General features: G+C 38.1%; 21 protein-coding genes. 20 read left to right on the top strand and 1 reads right to left on the bottom strand.

Features of this window, described 5'->3' with window-relative positions:
• From ribE to ACFQRG_RS00685, 19 genes are all read left to right on the top strand, one after another.
• On the top strand, positions 1 to 657 hold the full coding sequence (gene ribE, locus ACFQRG_RS00595) for a riboflavin synthase (protein ID WP_380962582.1): 657 nt from the start codon (positions 1 to 3) through the stop codon (positions 655 to 657).
• The gene (locus ACFQRG_RS00600) at positions 650 to 1,870 is read left to right on the top strand and encodes a bifunctional 3,4-dihydroxy-2-butanone-4-phosphate synthase/GTP cyclohydrolase II (RefSeq protein WP_380962584.1); all 1,221 of its coding nucleotides are present in this window, start codon (positions 650 to 652) and stop codon (positions 1,868 to 1,870) included. Before ribE ends, ACFQRG_RS00600 begins: the two co-directional genes overlap by 8 nt.
• A gap of 47 nt (positions 1,871 to 1,917) precedes the next feature.
• A complete protein-coding gene (ribH, locus tag ACFQRG_RS00605; RefSeq protein WP_380962586.1) occupies positions 1,918 to 2,388 on the top strand; it encodes a 6,7-dimethyl-8-ribityllumazine synthase in 471 nt (156 codons plus the stop codon).
• Positions 2,389 to 2,535: 147 nt separating this feature from the next.
• Entirely contained in the window at positions 2,536 to 2,895 is a 360-nt protein-coding gene (locus ACFQRG_RS00610; RefSeq protein ID WP_380962588.1) for a GNAT family N-acetyltransferase, read from the top strand.
• A gap of 456 nt (positions 2,896 to 3,351) precedes the next feature.
• Positions 3,352 to 3,603, top strand: a complete 252-nt coding sequence (locus ACFQRG_RS00615; RefSeq protein WP_380962590.1) for a hypothetical protein — start codon at positions 3,352 to 3,354, stop codon at positions 3,601 to 3,603.
• A gap of 92 nt (positions 3,604 to 3,695) precedes the next feature.
• The gene (locus ACFQRG_RS00620; RefSeq protein ID WP_380962592.1) at positions 3,696 to 4,460 is read left to right on the top strand and encodes a segregation/condensation protein A; all 765 of its coding nucleotides are present in this window, start codon (positions 3,696 to 3,698) and stop codon (positions 4,458 to 4,460) included.
• Positions 4,447 to 5,037: an SMC-Scp complex subunit ScpB gene (gene scpB, locus ACFQRG_RS00625; protein WP_380962594.1), complete on the top strand. Its 591-nt coding sequence runs from the start codon at positions 4,447 to 4,449 to the stop codon at positions 5,035 to 5,037. Before ACFQRG_RS00620 ends, scpB begins: the two co-directional genes overlap by 14 nt.
• Before the next feature lie 94 nt (positions 5,038 to 5,131).
• On the top strand, positions 5,132 to 5,596 hold the full coding sequence (locus tag ACFQRG_RS00630; protein ID WP_380962596.1) for a DUF3907 family protein: 465 nt from the start codon (positions 5,132 to 5,134) through the stop codon (positions 5,594 to 5,596).
• A gap of 164 nt (positions 5,597 to 5,760) precedes the next feature.
• A complete protein-coding gene (locus tag ACFQRG_RS00635; RefSeq protein WP_380962598.1) occupies positions 5,761 to 6,915 on the top strand; it encodes a D-alanyl-D-alanine carboxypeptidase family protein in 1,155 nt (384 codons plus the stop codon).
• Positions 6,908 to 7,501 (top strand): nucleoside recognition domain-containing protein, encoded by a 594-nt coding sequence (locus tag ACFQRG_RS00640; RefSeq protein ID WP_380962600.1) that lies wholly within the window; start codon positions 6,908 to 6,910, stop codon positions 7,499 to 7,501. The genes ACFQRG_RS00635 and ACFQRG_RS00640 overlap by 8 nt, the downstream gene beginning before the upstream one ends.
• Positions 7,502 to 8,032, top strand: a complete 531-nt coding sequence (locus tag ACFQRG_RS00645) for a spore maturation protein (RefSeq protein ID WP_380962602.1) — start codon at positions 7,502 to 7,504, stop codon at positions 8,030 to 8,032.
• Between the two features lie 69 nt (positions 8,033 to 8,101).
• Complete coding sequence (locus ACFQRG_RS00650) at positions 8,102 to 8,830, top strand: pseudouridine synthase (protein ID WP_380962604.1); 729 nt, start codon at positions 8,102 to 8,104, stop codon at positions 8,828 to 8,830.
• A 169-nt stretch (positions 8,831 to 8,999) separates the two neighbouring features.
• Complete coding sequence (gene resA, locus ACFQRG_RS00655; RefSeq protein ID WP_380962606.1) at positions 9,000 to 9,527, top strand: thiol-disulfide oxidoreductase ResA; 528 nt, start codon at positions 9,000 to 9,002, stop codon at positions 9,525 to 9,527.
• Between the two features lie 15 nt (positions 9,528 to 9,542).
• Positions 9,543 to 11,195, top strand: coding sequence for a cytochrome c biogenesis protein ResB (gene resB / locus ACFQRG_RS00660; protein WP_380962608.1), 1,653 nt, complete (start codon positions 9,543 to 9,545; stop codon positions 11,193 to 11,195).
• Positions 11,188 to 12,384 carry a c-type cytochrome biogenesis protein CcsB gene (gene ccsB, locus ACFQRG_RS00665; protein WP_380962744.1) on the top strand — a complete coding sequence of 399 codons (1,197 nt, stop codon included), beginning with the start codon at positions 11,188 to 11,190 and terminating at the stop codon, positions 12,382 to 12,384. The genes resB and ccsB overlap by 8 nt, the downstream gene beginning before the upstream one ends.
• Before the next feature lie 260 nt (positions 12,385 to 12,644).
• A complete protein-coding gene (locus tag ACFQRG_RS00670) occupies positions 12,645 to 13,364 on the top strand; it encodes a response regulator transcription factor (RefSeq protein WP_380962610.1) in 720 nt (239 codons plus the stop codon).
• The gene (locus ACFQRG_RS00675) at positions 13,364 to 15,160 is read left to right on the top strand and encodes an ATP-binding protein (protein ID WP_380962612.1); all 1,797 of its coding nucleotides are present in this window, start codon (positions 13,364 to 13,366) and stop codon (positions 15,158 to 15,160) included. The genes ACFQRG_RS00670 and ACFQRG_RS00675 overlap by 1 nt, the downstream gene beginning before the upstream one ends.
• An 89-nt stretch (positions 15,161 to 15,249) precedes the next feature.
• Positions 15,250 to 16,305: a FecCD family ABC transporter permease gene (locus ACFQRG_RS00680; protein ID WP_380962614.1), complete on the top strand. Its 1,056-nt coding sequence runs from the start codon at positions 15,250 to 15,252 to the stop codon at positions 16,303 to 16,305.
• A gap of 1 nt (position 16,306) precedes the next feature.
• A complete protein-coding gene (locus tag ACFQRG_RS00685) occupies positions 16,307 to 17,563 on the top strand; it encodes an ABC transporter ATP-binding protein (RefSeq protein ID WP_380962616.1) in 1,257 nt (418 codons plus the stop codon).
• A 55-nt stretch (positions 17,564 to 17,618) separates the two neighbouring features.
• Here the strand turns inward: ACFQRG_RS00685 and ACFQRG_RS00690 are convergent, their stop codons facing one another.
• Positions 17,619 to 17,873 carry a ferredoxin gene (locus ACFQRG_RS00690; RefSeq protein WP_380962618.1) on the bottom strand — a complete coding sequence of 85 codons (255 nt, stop codon included), beginning with the start codon at positions 17,871 to 17,873 and terminating at the stop codon, positions 17,619 to 17,621.
• A gap of 199 nt (positions 17,874 to 18,072) precedes the next feature.
• Here ACFQRG_RS00690 and ACFQRG_RS00695 point away from each other — a divergent pair, with 199 nt between their 5' ends.
• Entirely contained in the window at positions 18,073 to 19,119 is a 1,047-nt protein-coding gene (locus ACFQRG_RS00695; RefSeq protein WP_380962620.1) for a YpbB family protein, read from the top strand.
• Position 19,120 lies beyond the last annotated feature (1 nt).

Genomic DNA, 19,120 nt, shown 5'->3' on the forward strand with positions numbered 1-19,120 from the left:
ATGTTTACCGGAATTATTGAAGAAATAGGGACAATAAGAATGATTGAGCAATCAGGAGATGCTGTCGTTATGACGATTGAAGCTCCGCAAATTATAAAGGATGTTTCATTAGGCGATAGTATAGCGGTTAACGGTGTCTGTTTAACGGTTAATCATTTTCAGGACAGTATTTTTACCGTTGACTTAATGCCTGAGACGGTAAAAGCAACATCCCTCAGCCAATGCCGGACAGGCTCTAAAGTGAATTTAGAAAGGGCGATGGCGGCTAACGGCCGGCTTGGCGGCCATATTGTTTCAGGGCATGTTGATGGAATTGGTATGATAACAAAAAAGGAAGCCGTAGATAACGCTGTTTACTACACGATAAAAGTCTCTGAACAGTTATCACATTACATGGTATATAAAGGTTCAGTTACGGTTGATGGAACGAGCTTAACTATTTTTGGTTTAAATGAAAATGAATTTTTGATTTCTCTTATTCCTCACACGATGACTCATACAATATTAGGGGAAAAAGGCGTTAATGATATTGTTAATATTGAAACAGACGTTGTCGGCAAGTATATTGAGAAATTTATTCAGCAACGCGACAGCAGCGAGGATTCACAAGGTTTAACGATAACAAAATTAAAAGAGAGCGGGTTTATCAATGGATAAAAAAGCAGAACAAGGACAACTCTTTGATTCTATTGAAGAAGCGATTGAAGATTTAAAAGCAGGCAGTGTGATTATCGTTTGTGATGATGAAAACCGCGAAAATGAAGGAGATTTTCTCGCATTAGCTGATAAAGCGACACCTGCAGTGATTAATTTTATGGTTACCGAAGGCCGCGGATTGCTTTGTGCGCCAATTGATGAAGAAACAGCCTCAAGACTTCAATTAAGTCCGATGGTTGACCATAATACAGATTCTAATGGCACTGCATTTACAGTAAGTGTTGACCATAAAAACACAACAACCGGGATTTCAGCTTTTGAACGTTCAGAAACGATCCAAGCTTTGGTAGACCCATTTGCCGAAGCCTGTGATTTTAAACGGCCGGGTCATATTTTTCCGCTCATTGCCAAGTCAGGCGGTGTGTTAAGAAGAGCGGGACATACGGAAGCGGCGGTAGACCTCGCCCGTTTGTCAGGTGCCCGTCCAGCCGGTGTGATATGCGAAATTTTGAAAGAAGATGGTCAGATGGCCAGAGTTCCTGATTTAAGGAAAATCGCAGATCAATTTCATTTAAAAATGATTACTATAGAAGATTTAATACAATATCGAAAGGAACACGATCCGCTGGTAAAACGTGAAGTCGCTGTTGACTTGCCGACCGACTACGGTGATTTTAAAATTATTGCCTATTCAAATCAGATTGACGGCAAAGAGCATTTAGCCATTGTTAAAGGGGATATTTCTTCTGAGAGGCCGACACTGGTAAGGGTGCATTCTGAATGTTTAACAGGTGACATTTTCGGATCACATCGATGTGATTGCGGACCTCAATTGCATACGGCGCTTTCACAGATTGAAAATGCCGGTCAAGGCGTTCTCATTTATATGCGTCAAGAAGGCCGCGGTATCGGTCTGTTAAATAAATTGAAAGCTTATAAACTTCAAGAACAAGGATATGATACCGTTGAAGCAAATGAAAAGTTAGGATTTGCACCAGATTTACGAGATTACGAGGTAAGCGCACATATTTTAAAAGATCTTGGTATTAAATATATTCGTTTGCTGACAAATAATCCTCGTAAAATTAAAGGATTGACAAAGTACGGTATAGAAATAGAAGAGCGGGTGCCTCTCGAGATGCCGGCAAACAAAAGCAATATTCGCTATCTTAAAACTAAGCATGAAAAGTTAGGACATCTTATTCACTGTTAAAAATAGATGACACATAATAAATATAAAAGTTAACGGAGGTTAATATCATGGGACAAATCTTTGAAGGACATTTATCAGCGGAAGGAATAAAAACAGCAATTGTAGTTGCCAGGTTTAATGATTTTATTACTGAAAAGCTGTTGGCAGGTGCCAAAGATACGCTTAGGCGTCACGGCGGAAAAGAAGAAAATATTGATATCGTTTGGGTACCGGGTGCATTTGAGATTCCATGGGCCGCCAAAAAATGTGCCGATACCGGCAAGTATGACGCAGTTATTACTTTAGGCGCAGTCATTCGCGGGGCAACGCCGCATTTCGATTATGTTTGCAATAGCGCAGCTAAAGGTATAGCGGATATCTCTTTATCATCCGGTATTCCTGTTATTTTTGGTGTGTTAACAACAAATACGATTGAACAAGCTGTTGAACGTGCTGGTACTAAAGCAGGCAATAAAGGGTGCGAAGCTGCTTTAGCAGCTATTGAAATGGCAAGCCTCAATCGTGCATTATCAAATTAATGATGCACATTTTTTTCAAGATTGGTTATAATATATCACATAGGTATCATTTAATGATGTTCAAAAAGGCTAAGGAACCTTTTGAACTTGTATCATAAATTAATTATGGAAAGATTGATTTTTTAGAAGTAAGCTGAGGGGTTTATTATGTTAATTCGCTATAAGAAAAGCTATGAAAAAATAGCTATGGGATTATTGTCCTTTGTTCCGTCAGAAAAAGATTTGAAGAAGCTGCGGCAAACAATGAAAACTTATGAAGAGCAAAAGGATTGGCAGCTCTTTCTTTGGAAGGAAGAGGACATTATAGGGATTATTGGCATCAAGCTTCAAGAAAATAAGGCCGAGCTTCACCATGTAAGTGTCAATCCATCATATCGCGGACAAGGTATCGGAAAGAAAATGATTATCTCGCTTCATCAATTCCTGGGCGATGAATATACGATTGTTCCAACTAGACAGGTGTATGATTTTTATAAAAATTGTATTAAAAAGAACGAATCCGTTTAGTCAGTGGATTCCCGCTTATGAAGCTCATGCTGTATCAAGTTATCATTGGCCATATTGCTTGGTTTACCCCAAATAATATGATTTCAGTTACATCTTTCCATGTATTTGATTAAAATATTTTTCCGTAAAAATTGGAAAGTTAAATCCTTTAAATATTTGTATATACAAAATGTTGTTTATCTATGATTTTTAGTATTATAAAAAGCTCATTGACATTTATCCCTGTTTTAAACCATTTTAATAGGGATAGATATCTTTGAGCTTCTTTTCATTCGTTTAGAAGGTATCAAAGTACCTTTATATAATAAAATCCGCACTTACCCTCATATATACGACTATTGATATAAGCCCCTTTTTGCATAGTTTATCATAAAGGTTTTTTGAACCTGCATAAATACCTTTTTCTCCATCCCCAATTGTGAGAGGATAATTTATGAGGGAGTGAGGAGGTTAGCAATGTCAGCTGAATATTACTATAATCTTTGTGCTCAATCGGTCGGAGAAACCGTCGAGGTCGAGACATCTGACGGGGCTGTTGAAAGAGCTATGATAGCTGATCTCGATCATAACTACTTATATATCAATAAATTTGAAGTTTATGATAATGAAGTTAAATCGATGCAAAATTATTTGTTTCTAAAAAAAGAAATTTTCGCAATACCGCTTTCGTCTATTATGTCGTTGAATTTTATGCCGTGTTTATGGTAAAAAATTTTTATAGATTTAATAAACCTCGTTGCCCGAATGTTTTCGATTATGCTATAATACCGTCAGCTTAATGACGGTCGGGATGATGAATATTGGAATATAAAATTAAAATTGACGCCTTTGAAGGTCCGTTGGATTTGTTATTGCATTTAATTAAACAACTGGAAATTGATATATATGATATTCCTGTTGCCAAAATTACAGAACAGTATCTTGATTTTATACATCAAATGCAAGTTCTTGAATTAGATGTTGCCAGTGAATTTTTAGTAATGGCGGCTACATTAATTGAAATGAAGAGTAAAATGCTTTTGCCCAAACCGGAACCTTTAGAGGACGATTTAGAAGGACCTGTAATGGACATTGAGGATGATCCTCGGGAAGAATTAATGAGGAGATTATTAGAATACCGGCAGTATAAGCAAGCTGCACAAATTTTAAAAGAGCGGGAACAGGAACAAAGCATGCATTATACCAAGCCGCCAAGTAATCTCAGTCATTTAATGACGGAAACTCAACCGCAAGTATCAAATGTTACCATTTATGATATGGTATCCGCTTTTCAAGGGATATTTAAACGAAAGAAGCTCAATCAACCGCTGAACGCCAAAATACAGCGTCAATCATTGCCAATCGGTAAAAGGATGGGTGAAGTGATAGAAGTATTAAAAAGAAGCAAAGAACCTGTATCCTTCGAATCCCTATTCCCATATCCTAATCGGTCGCATATCGTTGTGACTTTTATGGCTCTTTTAGAATTAATGAAAAAAAAGCAAATCGTCTGTACTCAAGATCATAATTTCCAAGACTTTTCGATTTGTTTAGCGGAAGGGGCCGAAACAGTTGCAATTAAATGAAATGAAAGCCATTATTGAAGGACTGCTCTATATTACCGGGGACGAAGGTCTCTCAATGGAACAACTAAAAGCTGTTCTGGGTCAAGAAGAAACGGTCATTAAAAATGTAATAAATGATATGAAGAATGAACTTGACCAAGAAGACAGAGGGCTTATAATAAAAGAAATATCAGGCGGTTATCAGTTAATGACTAAGCCCTTCTTATCAAAATATATTGAAAGCTTTGTAGAGGCGCCAAAGCCTGCCACTTTATCTCAAGCGGCTCTGGAAACATTAGCGATTATTGCTTATAAGCAGCCGATTTCCCGGGCTGAAATTGAAGAAATCCGAGGGGTAAAATCCGAAAAGGCGCTGAATACTTTAACGACAAGAAATCTTGTTAAAGAGATTGGCCGGGCGGATGGCACGGGACGCGCCATTTTATACGGAGTAACTGAAGATTTTTTATCTCATTTTGGTTTGCAATCATTAAACGAACTACCGCCTATTGAAGAAGGAAAATGGGAAGAAACTCAAGGTGATCAGGAATCAGATTTGTTTTATGAGAACTTTAAACAAACCATTGATGATCTTTAATATAGTTTTTAATATCCTCTTAATAAAATTTAAGGATAGATAATCAATTTACGAATAATAATATTATGGAAAACATCGTTTTGGGGGGACATGGATGGATACTCCGCATGAGCAACAAGTTAATGGAGTAAAGAGAATTTTGCAGAATGCTTCTTCGTCTTTAGTTAATTATTTGGAGGAAACAACGTTAACCATGCTAATCGAGGAAGATATAAAAGCAGATAAGGAAAAATATCAAGCTGTTTTATCATCGATCCGCAGACTGTCTGTACATGTAGAAGAGTCTATAGATTTGTGTGAACGGTTGTCGAGAACAGCTTATTTATCCGAAGCAGCTAAGAATAAAGCATTCAAAAAACTCTATGTCCATTGTGTTGAAGCTTTTTATAATCCGAAAAATGATGCATGGCAGGAAAACAGCCGCGCCTCCTATAGCAATAAAATGGGAGTTGAATTTGATCAGCCGGTTGCAGGTTCATTGATTGAATTAATGAAAAAAATCAGTCCTGATTTTGATCAGCTTCGTGAAGAACTGGAAATATATGAACATCAATATTAAAACTTAGCCTTGGGGCTGAGTTTTTTTTATAGCAGGAAAAAATAAAGGTATGTTTCTTCGCCGTTTATTCACTGGCAAAGAAATCTTGATAGTGTTTTTCTTTATCATAATCATTTTGTCCTTGCATAAACTTGTACAAAACTCCTAGTAAGGGACGAGATGAGATGAAGAGATTTTGGAAAAGAGCCATGATAATGATATTAGTGTTATTCCTTCTCTATCCCGCACTACCGATGAAAAAGGCCTCAGCAAAAGTTTCAGTGTCGGCAGAGTCGGCAATTCTGATGGATCAAACGTCAGGAAGGGTTTTATTTAGGAAGGATATACATAAAAAAATGCGTATTGCCAGTATTACAAAAGTGATGACTGCAATATTAGCCATTGAATCCGGAAAAATGGATGAAACAGTTAAAATTAGTTCAAATGCGGTTGGCACAGAAGGGTCATCCATATATTTGAAAAAAGGAGAAAGAATTAAGCTTAAAGATTTAGTATACGGTTTAATGCTCCGGTCAGGCAATGATGCCGCTGTCGCCATTGCTGAGAAGGTAGGCGGCAGTGCCGATGGTTTCGTTTATTTAATGAATAAAAAAGCGCATGAACTTGGCATGTTGGATACGCATTTTTCAAATCCCCATGGACTGGACGGAAAGAATTTTACTCACTATTCAACCGCTTATGATATGGCATTACTCACGAAATATGCTATGAAAAATGAACAATTTAGAAAAATATTTAAAACAAAATTTCACAGCGTTCCTCAAGAGGGAGAAGACTGGCCCCGTTCCTGGAAAAACAAAAATAAACTCTTATTCAGATATGATTATTCAACCGGGGGAAAAACCGGCTTTACAAAACTTGCCCGGAGAACATTAATTTCAACAGCTTCTAAGGATGATCTCAACCTTATTACAGTGACACTTAACGATGGCGACGACTGGAAAGATCATATGAATCTCTTTAATTGGGGATTTAAAACATTTGATATGACGACAATCGTTAAAAAAGGTAAAATTTCCGGAATCAAATCAAAGTTTTATAAAAACCATTTATATGCCCATCGAGATCTATCGCTGCCTTTAACAAATAATGAACAAAAAGCATTATCCACAGAAATGGACTTATATCAGCCGCCGAAGAATGGGAAATGGGAAAATCCACCTTCCCCAATCGGAAAGCTTTATGTTAAATGGGGGGACAAAGAGCTTGCCCAGCTTCCGCTTTTTTATCATAAACCTCCTAAAAAAAAGGAGCATGGCTTCTGGACTTTGTTTAAACAGGTTTTTTTATCAGCATTAAGGATTGATGTCAATGATTAATATCATATGGGCAGTGATGTTTATTGTTGGTATTGTATTTGCGGCTTTTCATGGAACGATAGATCAAGTAAATAAAGCAGTTTTTGAATCTGCAAAAGAGGGTGTCGCCATTTGCTTTGGACTGATAAGTATTCTTGTTTTTTGGTTAGGGATTATGAAAATTGCTGAGAAATCCGGACTATTAAATTTGCTGTCCCGTCTATTTAAGCCTATTATGAAGCGCCTGTTTCCTGAGGTACCCGAGGATCATCCGGCAATGGGCTATATTCTCTCGAACGTCGTTGCTAATATGTTTGGCTTAGGCAATGCGGCTACCCCTATGGGACTAAAGGCAATGGAGCAGTTAAAAAAGCTTAACCAAAACCGCCCTGAAGCAAGCAGATCAATGATTACTCTGCTTGCCCTGAATACATCCGGCATGACCTTGATCCCTACGACTGTTATTGCGATAAGAATGAAGTATGGTTCAGCGGCACCGACAGAGATTGTTGGTACAACACTGGCGGCAACGATTTGTGCTACTATAGCAGCAATTATCATTGATCGTTATTTTCATTATCGGCGCGAGAGAAAGGGGAGAAAATAGATGGCGTTTATAACAGCTTTATCAGTGTGGTTAATTCCCATTCTTATTGGCGTCGTTATTTTACATGGAACAATTAAAAAGGTACCGACATATGAAACATTTGTAGAGGGCGGAAAAGAAGGATTTAATATTGCTATATCCATTATTCCTTTTATCGTCGGTATGCTAGTTTCTATTGGCGTGTTTCGGGCATCAGGGGCATTAGATTATTTTCTTAATATGTTAAAGCCTGCACTGAGTGCGATTGGTGTTCCGGCACAAGTCGTTCCCCTTGCACTTATCAGGCCTATATCAGGAAATGGAGCGCTTGGGATGATGTCTGACTTAATTGCTCAATACGGCCCGGATTCATTTATAGGACGGCTGGCATCAACGATTCAAGGCAGTACTGATACAACTTTTTATATTGTGACGGTCTATTTTGGCGCTGTCGGCATAAAAAAAATCGGGGATGCCTTAAAAGTCGGATTATTAGTTGATTTTGTCGGCATTTCCGCTGCAATCATCATAGTGACTTATGTGTTTGGATAATCATTAGATTAAACTATAAAAAGTTGAGAAATGATAATATAGACGGTATGATTAATTTGAGGTGAAGGTATGGACAGATTGCAGAAAGTCATTGCACAGGCAGGCGTAACATCAAGAAGAAAAGCGGAAACTCTCATTACAGACGGAAGAGTTAAAGTTAATGGACAAACAGTAACTGAATTAGGCGTTAAGGTAACCTCAAATGATAAGGTAGAAGTGGATGGGGTGCCTTTAGAGCGTGAAGAGCCTGTATATTTTTTATTATATAAACCAACCGGGGTCATCTCAAGCGTAAAGGATGATAAAGGACGCAAGGTAGTTACTGATTTTCTGCCGGAGGAAGTAGAGCAGCGCGTCTTTCCTGTAGGCAGATTGGATTATGATACATCTGGAGCGATTATCCTGACTAATGACGGCGAATTTGCTAATAAATTAATGCATCCTAAATTTGAAATAGACAAAGAATATGTTGCTAAAATTAATGGGATACCAACCAAACAAGAATTAAATCGATTAAAAAGAGGCATTAAACTCGAGGATGGTAAAACAGCCCCCGCTGAAGTCAAAATGCTGTCTGCTGACAGCAAGAAAAAAACAGCAATTATTCGGTTGATCATCCATGAGGGCCGCAACAGGCAAGTAAGAAGAATGTTTGAAGCATTGGGATATCAGGTGTTGAAATTAAAAAGGGAACGTTATGGAAACTTAGATTTAATACATATGAACCCCGGGGATATAAGGCCTCTTAAACCGCATGAAGTTAAATATTTAAACAAAATATCTGTAAAAAAGCAATAATTCATTTTACCTCCCCTATTAAAAAAGGATTTTCATTACATCATGTTGAAAAAAACATTAGGGGAGGTAATGATATTAATGCCGTTACTAAAAACTTACCGTTATTATTTTTAAACTATTAAAAATCTTATGCGTTATAGTAAGAATATGAAACAGCGAGGTGGTGCTAATGTCGTCCAAAAGGAAACGTTTAATTATTCGCACTGTCATAATTTTAGCACTCGTTTTAGCAGTCGGGTTCACAATTTACCAAATATTCAATAAGGATAAAACGGTAGAAACGGGTGATAGGGCGCCAGACTTTGCCCTTACAGATTTTAATGGTCATCAAGTAAAGTTGTCTGATCTGAAAGGGAAAGCTGTTATGTTAAATTTCTGGGCTTCATGGTGTGATCCTTGTAAGAAAGAAATGCCGTACATAGAAAATGTTTATAAAACAATGAATAAGAAAAAAGTTGTGATTTTAGCTGTTAATATTGAAGAATCTCATTTTGCCATTCAGAATTTTTTAAGTAAGCATCATATAACATTTCCAATTGTTATGGACAAAAATCGCGACGTGACAGACGCTTATGGCATAGGACCGATTCCAACGACCTTTTTTATTAATAAGGATGGGATGGTAGAAGAGAAAGTCGTCGGTTCAATGCCCAGTGAAAAATATATACGTCAAAAACTTTCAAAGATCGAGCCATAAAAAGAGGTGGCGGGCATGAGTCAGGAAATCATTTGTGATTGCGGTCATAGAAACCCGGAAGGAACAATATTATGTGAAGCATGCGGTAAACCTTTGCAAGCGGACGAGACTAAGCCTATTTTAAACATGCGGTACGAAGGCAGCGCGAGACGTTCACAAACATATAATAAAACGCCAATCGATAAAATATGGAATTTCTTCTCCTCTGTTAAGGTTGGTATTACTTTAATCATTTTAATATTAATTGCGATTGCCATAGGGACAATATTTCCCCAGGATGTGTATATACCGGCAAATGCCGATCCTCAAACTTTTTACAAAGATCAGTATGGTATTTTAGGAGAATGGTATAAGGCACTCGGATTTGACCATTTATATAATTCTTGGTGGTTTGTTATTTTATTAGGCTTGTTAGGGCTGTCAATTATAGTTGCCAGTATTGACCGGTTTATTCCGCTTCACCGGGCCCTGAAGAATCAAAAGGTAACCCGGCATGAACGTTTTATGAAGAAGCAGAGGCTTTTCGGTGTAACAAAAACGGACACCCCTGCGAGTCTTATAGAAAAGGCGGCCGAAGCCCTTAAAGAAAAGCATTATCGCATAAGGGAAGAAGACGGAAATATCCTGGCGGAAAAGGGCCGCTTTTCAAGATGGGGACCTTATGTCAATCATATTGGTTTAATCATCGTCCTTATTGGCGGAATGCTCAGATTTTTCCCGGGCATGTATACGAATGAAGTACTCTGGCTTCATGAAGGTGAAACAGCGAGTGTTCCGGGTACACATGATAAGTTTTATTTAACAAATCATAAGTTTATTTTTCAAACTTATAATCCAAATGATAAAAAGTATCAGCAAGCATTACAAACAGCGGGGGGGTCTATCGCAAAAAACTATCAATCTGATGTCACGCTGTATAAAGCCGAAGGACATCCGGTTTTGGGAGAGGAGCCCAAGCTGAAAAAAATTAAGGATGCAAGCGTACGGGTTAACCATCCGTTGGAATTTAATCATTATCAGTTGTTCCAATCCGATTTTCGCTTAGGCGAGTTATATAAAATGAATTTCGAATTAATTGATAAGCGGAATGACAAATCGCACGGTGAAATTTCAGTTAATTTGTTCAATCCAAAAAGTTCTTATAATCTGGGAAACGGTTATCGTATTAGATTACTGGACTACTTTCCCGACTTTTACTTTGATAAAAATAACGAACCTGCTTCTAAGAGTGATAATCCTAACAATCCTGCTTTTATTTTCAAAATGTTTTCACCGGATCATCCAAATGGGGAAACCAATTTTATTGCTATCAAAAAGAATTTAGAGCCATTAGGGAAAAACGACTATAAAATGATATTATCGGGTTTAAAAACAAGAAATGTATCAGGATTTGTTGTTAAAAGAGATTTTACAATCTGGATCGTTTTTTTGGGAGCTATTATCTTTTTAATTGGTGTTGCCCAAGGCATGTATTGGAATCATAGAAGAATTTGGCTAAGACGAAAAGGCAATGACATTTGGATGAGTGCAGTTACAAATAAGAACTGGTTCGGATTTAAAAAGGATATTCATTATTTAACTGAAAAAAGCGGGTTGTCTGTTCCTGTTGATCGGCTTGAACAAAAGTCATTTGAGCAAGAAAGGGGGAGAAGTCATGAACATAGTTAAGATAAGCAGCACATTGTTACTGATAGCTTTTATCCTTTATACGCTGGCAACAATTATTTTTACTGTATCGGTTACCGGGAAGAAGTTCCGGCAAAAGGACGGTGAGAGCGCGGGTAAACGGATAGGAAGATTAGGGTTTGTTGTCACAATTATTGGATTTCTTTCTCAAATAGGATATTTTTTCACCCGGTGGTCCGCTGACGGTCATGTGCCGGTCAGCAATCTCTTTGAGTACACAACCTTCTTTAGCATGATGATGATCTTAGCCTTTATCATTATTTATATTATTTACAGAAATAACGGAGTCGGGGTGCTGACCTTACCAATCGCCGTTGTTGTTATCGCCTATGCAAGTGTCTTTCCTCATGAAGTTGAACCGTTAATTCCAGCCTTACAAAGTAACTGGCTGAAAGTCCATGTCACGACCGTTGCATTAGGTGAAGGGATTTTATCCTTAAGCGCTGCGGCCGGCCTTGTCTATCTATTGCGGGCCGTTGATCAATCAAAACCGAGCAAGAGAACATTTTGGCTTGAGTTTGTCATGTATTCAATAGCCTCAACTCTGGCTTTTGTTATTATCAGTTTTTCCTTTCAGGCTGCTCACTATAATGAAAAGTTTAAATGGATTAATGAAAAAGGAAATGAAGCTGTACTGGTCTATCATATGCCCGCTATTGCCGGCCCTTATGAAGGGGAAAAAATCAGTGACGGCTTTGGTCCATTATTCCCTTCGCCTTCTTGGATGAATGGCGTTGAGGCCCCCCGTAAATTTAATACGGTCATCTGGGCGTTAGTCGGCGGGCTTATTCTATACTGGATTATTCGTCTAATCTTACGTCAGCGAATCAGCGCTGCTTTACAAAAAATACTAATGAATGTTAACCTGCCGCTGATGGATGAAATCAGTTATCGTTCCGTTGCAATCGGATTTCCAATTTTTACGCTTGGCGGCATCGTCTTTGCTGCAATTTGGGCCCAGCAAGCTTGGACGAGATTCTGGGGATGGGATCCAAAGGAAGTGTGGGCGCTCATTACATTTTTATTCTACGCGGCTTATCTTCATTTCCGCCTGTCACGGGGATGGCATGGAGAAAAGTCAGCTTGGCTCAGTGTCATAGGTTTTGTGATTATTATGTTTAATCTGGTTTTTGTCAATCTTGTTATTGCCGGCCTGCATTCTTATGCTTAATGATAAGTATCGGCAAAACGTTTTGTCATTAATCTGACACCTTCACAAGATGTGAAGGTGTTTTCTTTATATACTGTTTAAGGTTAAAATAAACTTGTAGAGGTTGTTCAAAAGTCTGGAAGCGGAGTTAAGTGTATGTGTGTGTGCTCCTGCGCCGTAGATTATTCAGTGGAGTTTTGCCGCTTCTCGTCGCAAAGCTGCAGAGAAGAAAATTCAAGCAGCAGCTTTTTTGAACAATGTACTTGTTAGGAGGTTTCATCATGGAAGAACAAAACGCTGTCGTTCTCGTTGTTGATGACGAAGAAAGAATAAGAAGATTACTGAAAATGTATTTAGAACGCGAAGGTTACATCATCGATGAAGCTGAAGATGGTGAAACAGCTCTAGATATGGCTATAAATAATGATTATGATCTTATCCTGCTGGATCTTATGCTTCCGGGCATAGATGGCATTGAGGTTTGTGAAAGATTACGGGAAAGTAAAGCAACGCCAATCATGATGCTAACTGCCAAAGGAGAAGAGGCTAACCGGGTACAAGGCTTTGAAGTGGGTACAGATGATTATATCGTTAAGCCGTTTAGTCCGCGGGAAGTTGTATTACGTGTTAAAGCTTTGCTGCGGCGTTCATCAAAAACCAAATTTTTAGAAACAGACACAACAGCAAAAAATGTGCTTGTATTTCCTCATTTAACAATTGATCATGATGCGCACCGTGTAACAGTTAACCAGCATGAGGTGAATCTCACGCCTAAGGAATATGAGCTGCTTTATTACCTGGCTCAATCACCTGATAAGGTTTTTACCAGAGAAGATCTTTTAAAGGATGTTTGGAATTATGAGTTTTTTGGTGATCTAAGGACTGTAGATACACATGTCAAAAGACTTCGTGAGAAACTGAACCGTGTTTCAGAACAAGCGGCAAGCATGATTGTCACAGTCTGGGGGGTCGGCTATAAATTTGAGGTTGTGAACGATTAATGATTTGGAGAAGTGTAGTTGGGAAAATATGGGGTACGATCCTTTTGCTTGTTTCGGTTGTGTTATTTTTTCTAACCATATTACTGCTTCAATTCTTTGAAAACTTTCATATCAGCGAAGTTGAACAGCAGATGACGGGTATCGGAAATAAAGTCTCTCAAATGATCTCAAAAAGTCATAATGAAAAAGAAACATTAAAAACTGTTTCTGAGATCATTGATGCATACTCGGCAAGAGCTGTTGTCATTGGAGATCATTCTACTTATTGGATATCACCGAAAGCGAATAAATTGCCGAAGCTGTCGGAAAGATTCTTTAATAATGACCCGTCACTGTCGAATGTCATGAAGGCTCATAAGCATGTTATTAAGCAGGGCGATTTTACTTTGATTAATAACGGTGAAAAAACGCACAGTAAAATGATGGTCGTCGGCGTCCCTTTAACCTTTCATTCGGGAGAAAAGGGCGCGGTATATGTCTATCAATCACTTGATGTTATTAAGCAAGCTACAAATCAGGCAAAAAAAATCATTTATATTAGCGCAGGCATTGCCATTATTCTGACAACATTCTTTGCATTCTTTTTATCTACAAGAATAACAGCGCCGTTAAGAAGCTTGAAAGAAGCGGCCTTACGGGTGTCCAAAGGTAAATTTGATTTAACTGTTCCTGTATTAACAAAAGATGAGATAGGCGAATTAGCTACAACCTTTAATCGGATGGCGAACAGGTTAAAAACAAATATCACTGAATTAAATCAAGAGAAAGAGCAGCTTTCAGGAATTCTAAACGGTATGGCTGACGGTGTCATGACTTTTGACCGCGATGGCCGGCTTTTAATTACTAACCCGCCTGCAAAGCGATTTCTCTATGCTTGGCGCTATGAACAAGAGGAGGACGAGCATCCGGAAAGGGTACCGGAGCCTGTCGCAAATCTTTTTACTCAAGTTGTTGAAAACGAGAAAAAACAAGTCGCGGAAATGAATTCCCAAGGCCGTACATGGGTCATTCTCATGACTCCGTTGTATGACCAGAATCAGTCAGTTGTAAGAGGTGCTGTTGCGGTTTTACGGGATATGACAGAAGAAAGGCAGCTCGATCAATTAAGGAAGGGGTTCATAGCGAATGTTTCACATGAATTAAGAACACCGATTTCTATGCTTCAAGGATACAGTGAAGCTATTATTGACGATATTGCCGGCTCCGAGGAAGAAAAAAAGGAAATCGCCAAAATTATTTATGATGAATCACTGCGTATGGGGCGGTTAGTTAATGAACTGCTGGATTTGGCACGGCTTGAAGCAGGCCATTTTCAAATGAATAAAACTGAAGTAGTTTTAGGTGATTTCTTTGAAAAGGCGGTTGGCAAATTTAATACATTGGCAAAGGAAGAGCACATTCATTTAGAACTTGCCGGTCCTAATCAAAGAGATGGTGTGTACATTTTTGATCCTGATCGTATAGAACAGGTTATTACAAATCTTGTTGATAATGCAATTAGACATACCGATAAGGAAGGTTCTGTAACCGTTGAAGTAGATGATCAAGATAAAGGGCTTTTCGTTAGAGTGACAGACACCGGTTCGGGTATTGCTCAAGAGGATTTGCCGTTTGTTTTTGAACGATTTTATAAAGCCGACAAGGCAAGAACCAGGGGGAAAGCAGGTACGGGACTCGGACTTGCCATTGCTAAAAACATAATCGAAGCCCATCAAGGGAAGATAATGGTCAACAGTAAAATCGGTGAAGGCACAACTTTTACCTTTTATCTTCCCCGAAAACTGAAGAAAATCTAATGACTATGCCGAATAATATTGTTTCATAAGAAACGCGGCGCTATTAAAATATTTATTAAGGATCGCGGTTGTTTAGGGAGTCGTTGAAGTTGCAAAAAAAAATTTTCAAGATGCGTTTAAATAATATTAGCGGCTATTTGGTTTCAATTGCTATTGCCTTTTTCGCAATTGTCATTGCAACATCTGTTGGGAGTGTATCACTCCCTTTTTTATCTGTTATTAAAGTCATTGTCCATCACGTGTTTGATATTCATTTTCGTGAACAAGCGGGCAGTATGAACGATAATATTGTCTGGTTAATTCGTTTACCGAGAGTTTTATTAGCTTTTCTTGTTGGGGCTTCATTATCTCTAGCGGGCTGCGCTATGCAAGGTCTTTTGAAAAATCCATTGGCTGATCCCTATACACTGGGCGTATCATCCGGGGCATCGGTCGGTGCGGTTTTTGTTATTTATTCAGGTTTAACCATTCCGCTGTTAGGGCAATTTACTTTACCTGTCGTGAGCATTATTACTGGAAGCCTTACAATATTTTTAATTTTAGGCTTAACCCGTCTTGTTAATCGCATCATGTCGATTGAAATTATGATTTTAGCAGGGATAATTACAAGTTCTTTTTTATCGTCCTTTTTATCGCTAATGATAGCCCTATCGGATAAAGACTTAAAAAATATTATGAATTGGTTAATGGGCAGCGTGGCAATGAAAGGATGGTCTTATACGCTCCTGATGATCCCTTTTATGGTTATTGGACTTATTATTTTACTTTTTAACCGGACAGAACTTAACATTTTATCCATTGGCGAAGAACACGCTCATTATTTAGGATTATCTATTAAACAAAGGAAACTGATCATTCTGCTCGCTTCAACCTGTTTAACCGGTGCAGCTGTTGCCGTTTCCGGTACGATTGGCTTTGTCGGTCTGGTCATTCCTCATATGATCCGCCTAATATGGGGCCCTAATTATCGTCACCTGATGCTATTATCATTTATTAACGGCGGAAGTTTCTTAGTATTGGCTGATCTGGTATCGAGAACCATCATTGCCCCGACAGAGCTGCCTGTTGGCGTGATTACATCATTTATTGGGGCACCAGTGTTTGCAATAATTTTAATTTATCAACGGAGAAAAAGAAGGGTTTAATATGTTAGCTGTTCAGAATTTAACAGTAAAATATCATCAATTCACCGCCGTTAAGGGTATTGATTTCGAGGTGAAATGCGGTGAATTTTTTGGCATTTGCGGACCGAACGGCAGCGGAAAGTCAACAATACTGAGAGCAATCAATGGAATATCAGCTTACCAGGGAGATATCTGGTTAGAAGGTCAAAATATAAAAGAATTTTCTCCCGGCGAGCGGGCGAGGCATATAGCTGTCTTGCCGCAGCATATTGACCTTTCATTTGCATTTAATGTCAAAGAAATGGTTAAGATGGGGCGCTATGCGCATCAAAAAGGTTTATTGAAATCTTGGTTGTCTAAGGACGAGGAGAGAGTAAATGCCGCCATGCAGTTAACTTCCATTGAACACTTAGCCGAACGGGATATAACAACGTTAAGCGGCGGTGAAATGCAGCGGGTATTTTTAGCAAGGGCCATTGTACAAGAGCCGCAGCTGCTTTTATTAGATGAACCTACCAACCATTTGGATATTGCCCAACAAATGAAACTTTTAGAGCGCATTTATCATTTATCAAAAAGTGAAGGATTAACAATTATCGGTATTTTTCATGATCTTAATATCGCCGGGCTGTTTTGTGATCGTCTATTAATGTTAAAGGACGGGGAGGTTCAAACAATAGCTGCTCCCGAGGATGCACTTAATGAACCGTTGCTCGAAAGCATTTATGAAAGTCCATTAATTCGCCGCGACCACCCAAAAACTCCTGCACCATCTATTAATATGCAAAGGAAAGTAAATAAAGAAACAATGAAAATAACCCGGAAATTGGCGAAAGGTCAGCACTGGGAAATTGAATGTTATCCCCCGATGAAATTTTTGGGCAATCAAGGGTTAAGAAATCCATTTGAATGGAAGAGTAAGATTTTGATAGGAAAACCAACAGATCAACAAGCTTCACCGTATGTCATGTTAAATATAGATGGAGATTTTGAATCGATTAAATGGTATGAAAACCGGGAAGGACCTTTCTCCGGGGAAATAAAAATAGCTAAGAAGCATGATGACGTACAATGTGTGATCGTATTGTTTGATGGGATCATCGTGGAAACGGATTATTTAAAACTGTTTCAGATTATAAGCTGCATGATTGCAAAACATATAAAAAGACCAATAGTTGATGTACCAGTATTAATAGGTGCAACGATTCAAGAACCAAGAATTAATTTCAAAAAAATTTCATCTTGGCTGGAAACTGCTCTAGAAATTGAATTAAAATAATAGAAAAGCAGAAGGATCCCCTTAGTTTTTAACCCTGGGGATCCTTTCCGGATACTTATTCCTCTTCAAATCTATCAGCATCACCGTCAAAAGGTTCATTTGCAACACGAACTGAATCGGTTGGACATCCCTCGTAAGCATCGATTAAATCATCCATCAATTCATCAGGTACTTCGCTTGTACCTGTATTGTCATCAAGAATGCCAAAGGCGATGCCGTCATCATCGTAATCAAAAATTTCAGGAGCTGAAGCCCCGCAAGCGCCGCAAGCAATACAAGTATCTATGTCAACTATTGTAAATTTAGCCATAGCTTGTTGACCCTCCTTAAAACAACAACCAACATTAATTGTAAAGCTGAAGCCGTGTTTTTTCAATAAATTAAAGTAAATGACATTAAATTACTAATAACTATGCACAAAAAACTATCGAGTTTTGATAAAATGTATTAATATCGTATCAAAGGAACCCGGTTATGATTAATTTTTAAAACGAAAGCCTGGAGATAACATGTCTTTTAAACGATATATTTTTCTATATTTAATAGACAAAATTAAAGGTGAACGCTCAATTTATGGTATTTATCATTTATTAAAGGGCAAACGGTCATCACAAACGATACAAGACAGTATGTTATATTCATTGCAAAAGCTGTTTCAATCAATGGAAAACATTACAAGAAAAGAAATTGAATCGGCTTACGAAGAATATGAACGGGAAGGACTTATTGTCAAAAGCGGACAAGACAGTTATATATTATCTGAAAACGGGCGGCAATGTTTAACAAAATATCAATATCATTACCAGCTTCCTGATGGATTAATGGGATTTCAATACGCTGCCCAGGCTAAGACATTTTGGAAAAGGTTAAGAGTTGTCATTCAAAGTTTGTCACATCTCATCCATTATGAAAAAGCTTATTTGCCGGTGACAAATGAAAGGGATGTCCTTGAGTGGGTCAAAGCGTTTTTTAAACGTCTTGAATATGATCGCTTTGAACTGGCGGCGCAATGTTACTCAGAACTTGAAGTTTTATTAAGTCATAGATCTGACCATGAGGCTTTTATTTTTGTACAGCAATTATCTGGTTATAAAAAGGTTGGACTGACTATAGAACAAATTGCTTTATCAGTTCATTTGGATAAATATGAAACGATGCTTTTGTTTCAAGCGTGTTTACAAGCATCTGTTAAGGAAATTTTGGACAACCGTTCTAAGTTTTCAACACTTTATTTGTTAATAGAACTAAATGAAAATACCAGTTTAACAAGTTCTGCGAACAAAACTTATTTTTATATAAAAAAGGGGTTTCCCTTACATAAAATTGCTGAGCACCGAAGATTATCAATCGGAACAATTGAAGACCATATTGTTGAAATCGCTATGAATGAACCGGATTTTAATGTAATGAATTATATTCCTCACGATGATTATGTAAAAGTAAAAAAGGCAATCGCATCTCTTTCAACAAAAAGGCTTAGGGCAATAAAAGAAAGGGTTGGCGATGGAATAAGTTATTTTCAAATTAGACTCGTTATGGTTAAAGAAGGTGTGTGAT

Origin of the sequence: Scopulibacillus cellulosilyticus (assembly GCF_042665295.1) — a bacterium.
In the GTDB taxonomy this organism is placed as follows: domain Bacteria; phylum Bacillota; class Bacilli; order Bacillales; family Sporolactobacillaceae; genus Scopulibacillus_A; species Scopulibacillus_A cellulosilyticus.

Excerpts from the sequence above, each read along its gene's own strand:
- ACFQRG_RS00695 (WP_380962620.1), top strand. The coding sequence starts at position 18,073 with ATGTCTTTTAAACGATATATTTTTCTATATTTAATAGACAAAATTAAA.
- ACFQRG_RS00670 (WP_380962610.1), top strand. The coding sequence starts at position 12,645 with ATGGAAGAACAAAACGCTGTCGTTCTCGTTGTTGATGACGAAGAAAGA.
- ACFQRG_RS00600 (WP_380962584.1), top strand. The coding sequence starts at position 650 with ATGGATAAAAAAGCAGAACAAGGACAACTCTTTGATTCTATTGAAGAA.
- resA (WP_380962606.1), top strand. The coding sequence starts at position 9,000 with ATGTCGTCCAAAAGGAAACGTTTAATTATTCGCACTGTCATAATTTTA.
- ACFQRG_RS00640 (WP_380962600.1), top strand. The coding sequence starts at position 6,908 with ATGATTAATATCATATGGGCAGTGATGTTTATTGTTGGTATTGTATTT.
- ACFQRG_RS00690 (WP_380962618.1), bottom strand. The coding sequence starts at position 17,873 with ATGGCTAAATTTACAATAGTTGACATAGATACTTGTATTGCTTGCGGC.
- resB (WP_380962608.1), top strand. The coding sequence starts at position 9,543 with ATGAGTCAGGAAATCATTTGTGATTGCGGTCATAGAAACCCGGAAGGA.
- ACFQRG_RS00650 (WP_380962604.1), top strand. The coding sequence starts at position 8,102 with ATGGACAGATTGCAGAAAGTCATTGCACAGGCAGGCGTAACATCAAGA.
- ribH (WP_380962586.1), top strand. The coding sequence starts at position 1,918 with ATGGGACAAATCTTTGAAGGACATTTATCAGCGGAAGGAATAAAAACA.
- ACFQRG_RS00610 (WP_380962588.1), top strand. The coding sequence starts at position 2,536 with ATGTTAATTCGCTATAAGAAAAGCTATGAAAAAATAGCTATGGGATTA.
- ACFQRG_RS00630 (WP_380962596.1), top strand. The coding sequence starts at position 5,132 with ATGGATACTCCGCATGAGCAACAAGTTAATGGAGTAAAGAGAATTTTG.
- ribE (WP_380962582.1), top strand. The coding sequence starts at position 1 with ATGTTTACCGGAATTATTGAAGAAATAGGGACAATAAGAATGATTGAG.
- ACFQRG_RS00615 (WP_380962590.1), top strand. The coding sequence starts at position 3,352 with ATGTCAGCTGAATATTACTATAATCTTTGTGCTCAATCGGTCGGAGAA.
- ACFQRG_RS00635 (WP_380962598.1), top strand. The coding sequence starts at position 5,761 with ATGAAGAGATTTTGGAAAAGAGCCATGATAATGATATTAGTGTTATTC.
- ACFQRG_RS00645 (WP_380962602.1), top strand. The coding sequence starts at position 7,502 with ATGGCGTTTATAACAGCTTTATCAGTGTGGTTAATTCCCATTCTTATT.
- ACFQRG_RS00675 (WP_380962612.1), top strand. The coding sequence starts at position 13,364 with ATGATTTGGAGAAGTGTAGTTGGGAAAATATGGGGTACGATCCTTTTG.
- ACFQRG_RS00685 (WP_380962616.1), top strand. The coding sequence starts at position 16,307 with ATGTTAGCTGTTCAGAATTTAACAGTAAAATATCATCAATTCACCGCC.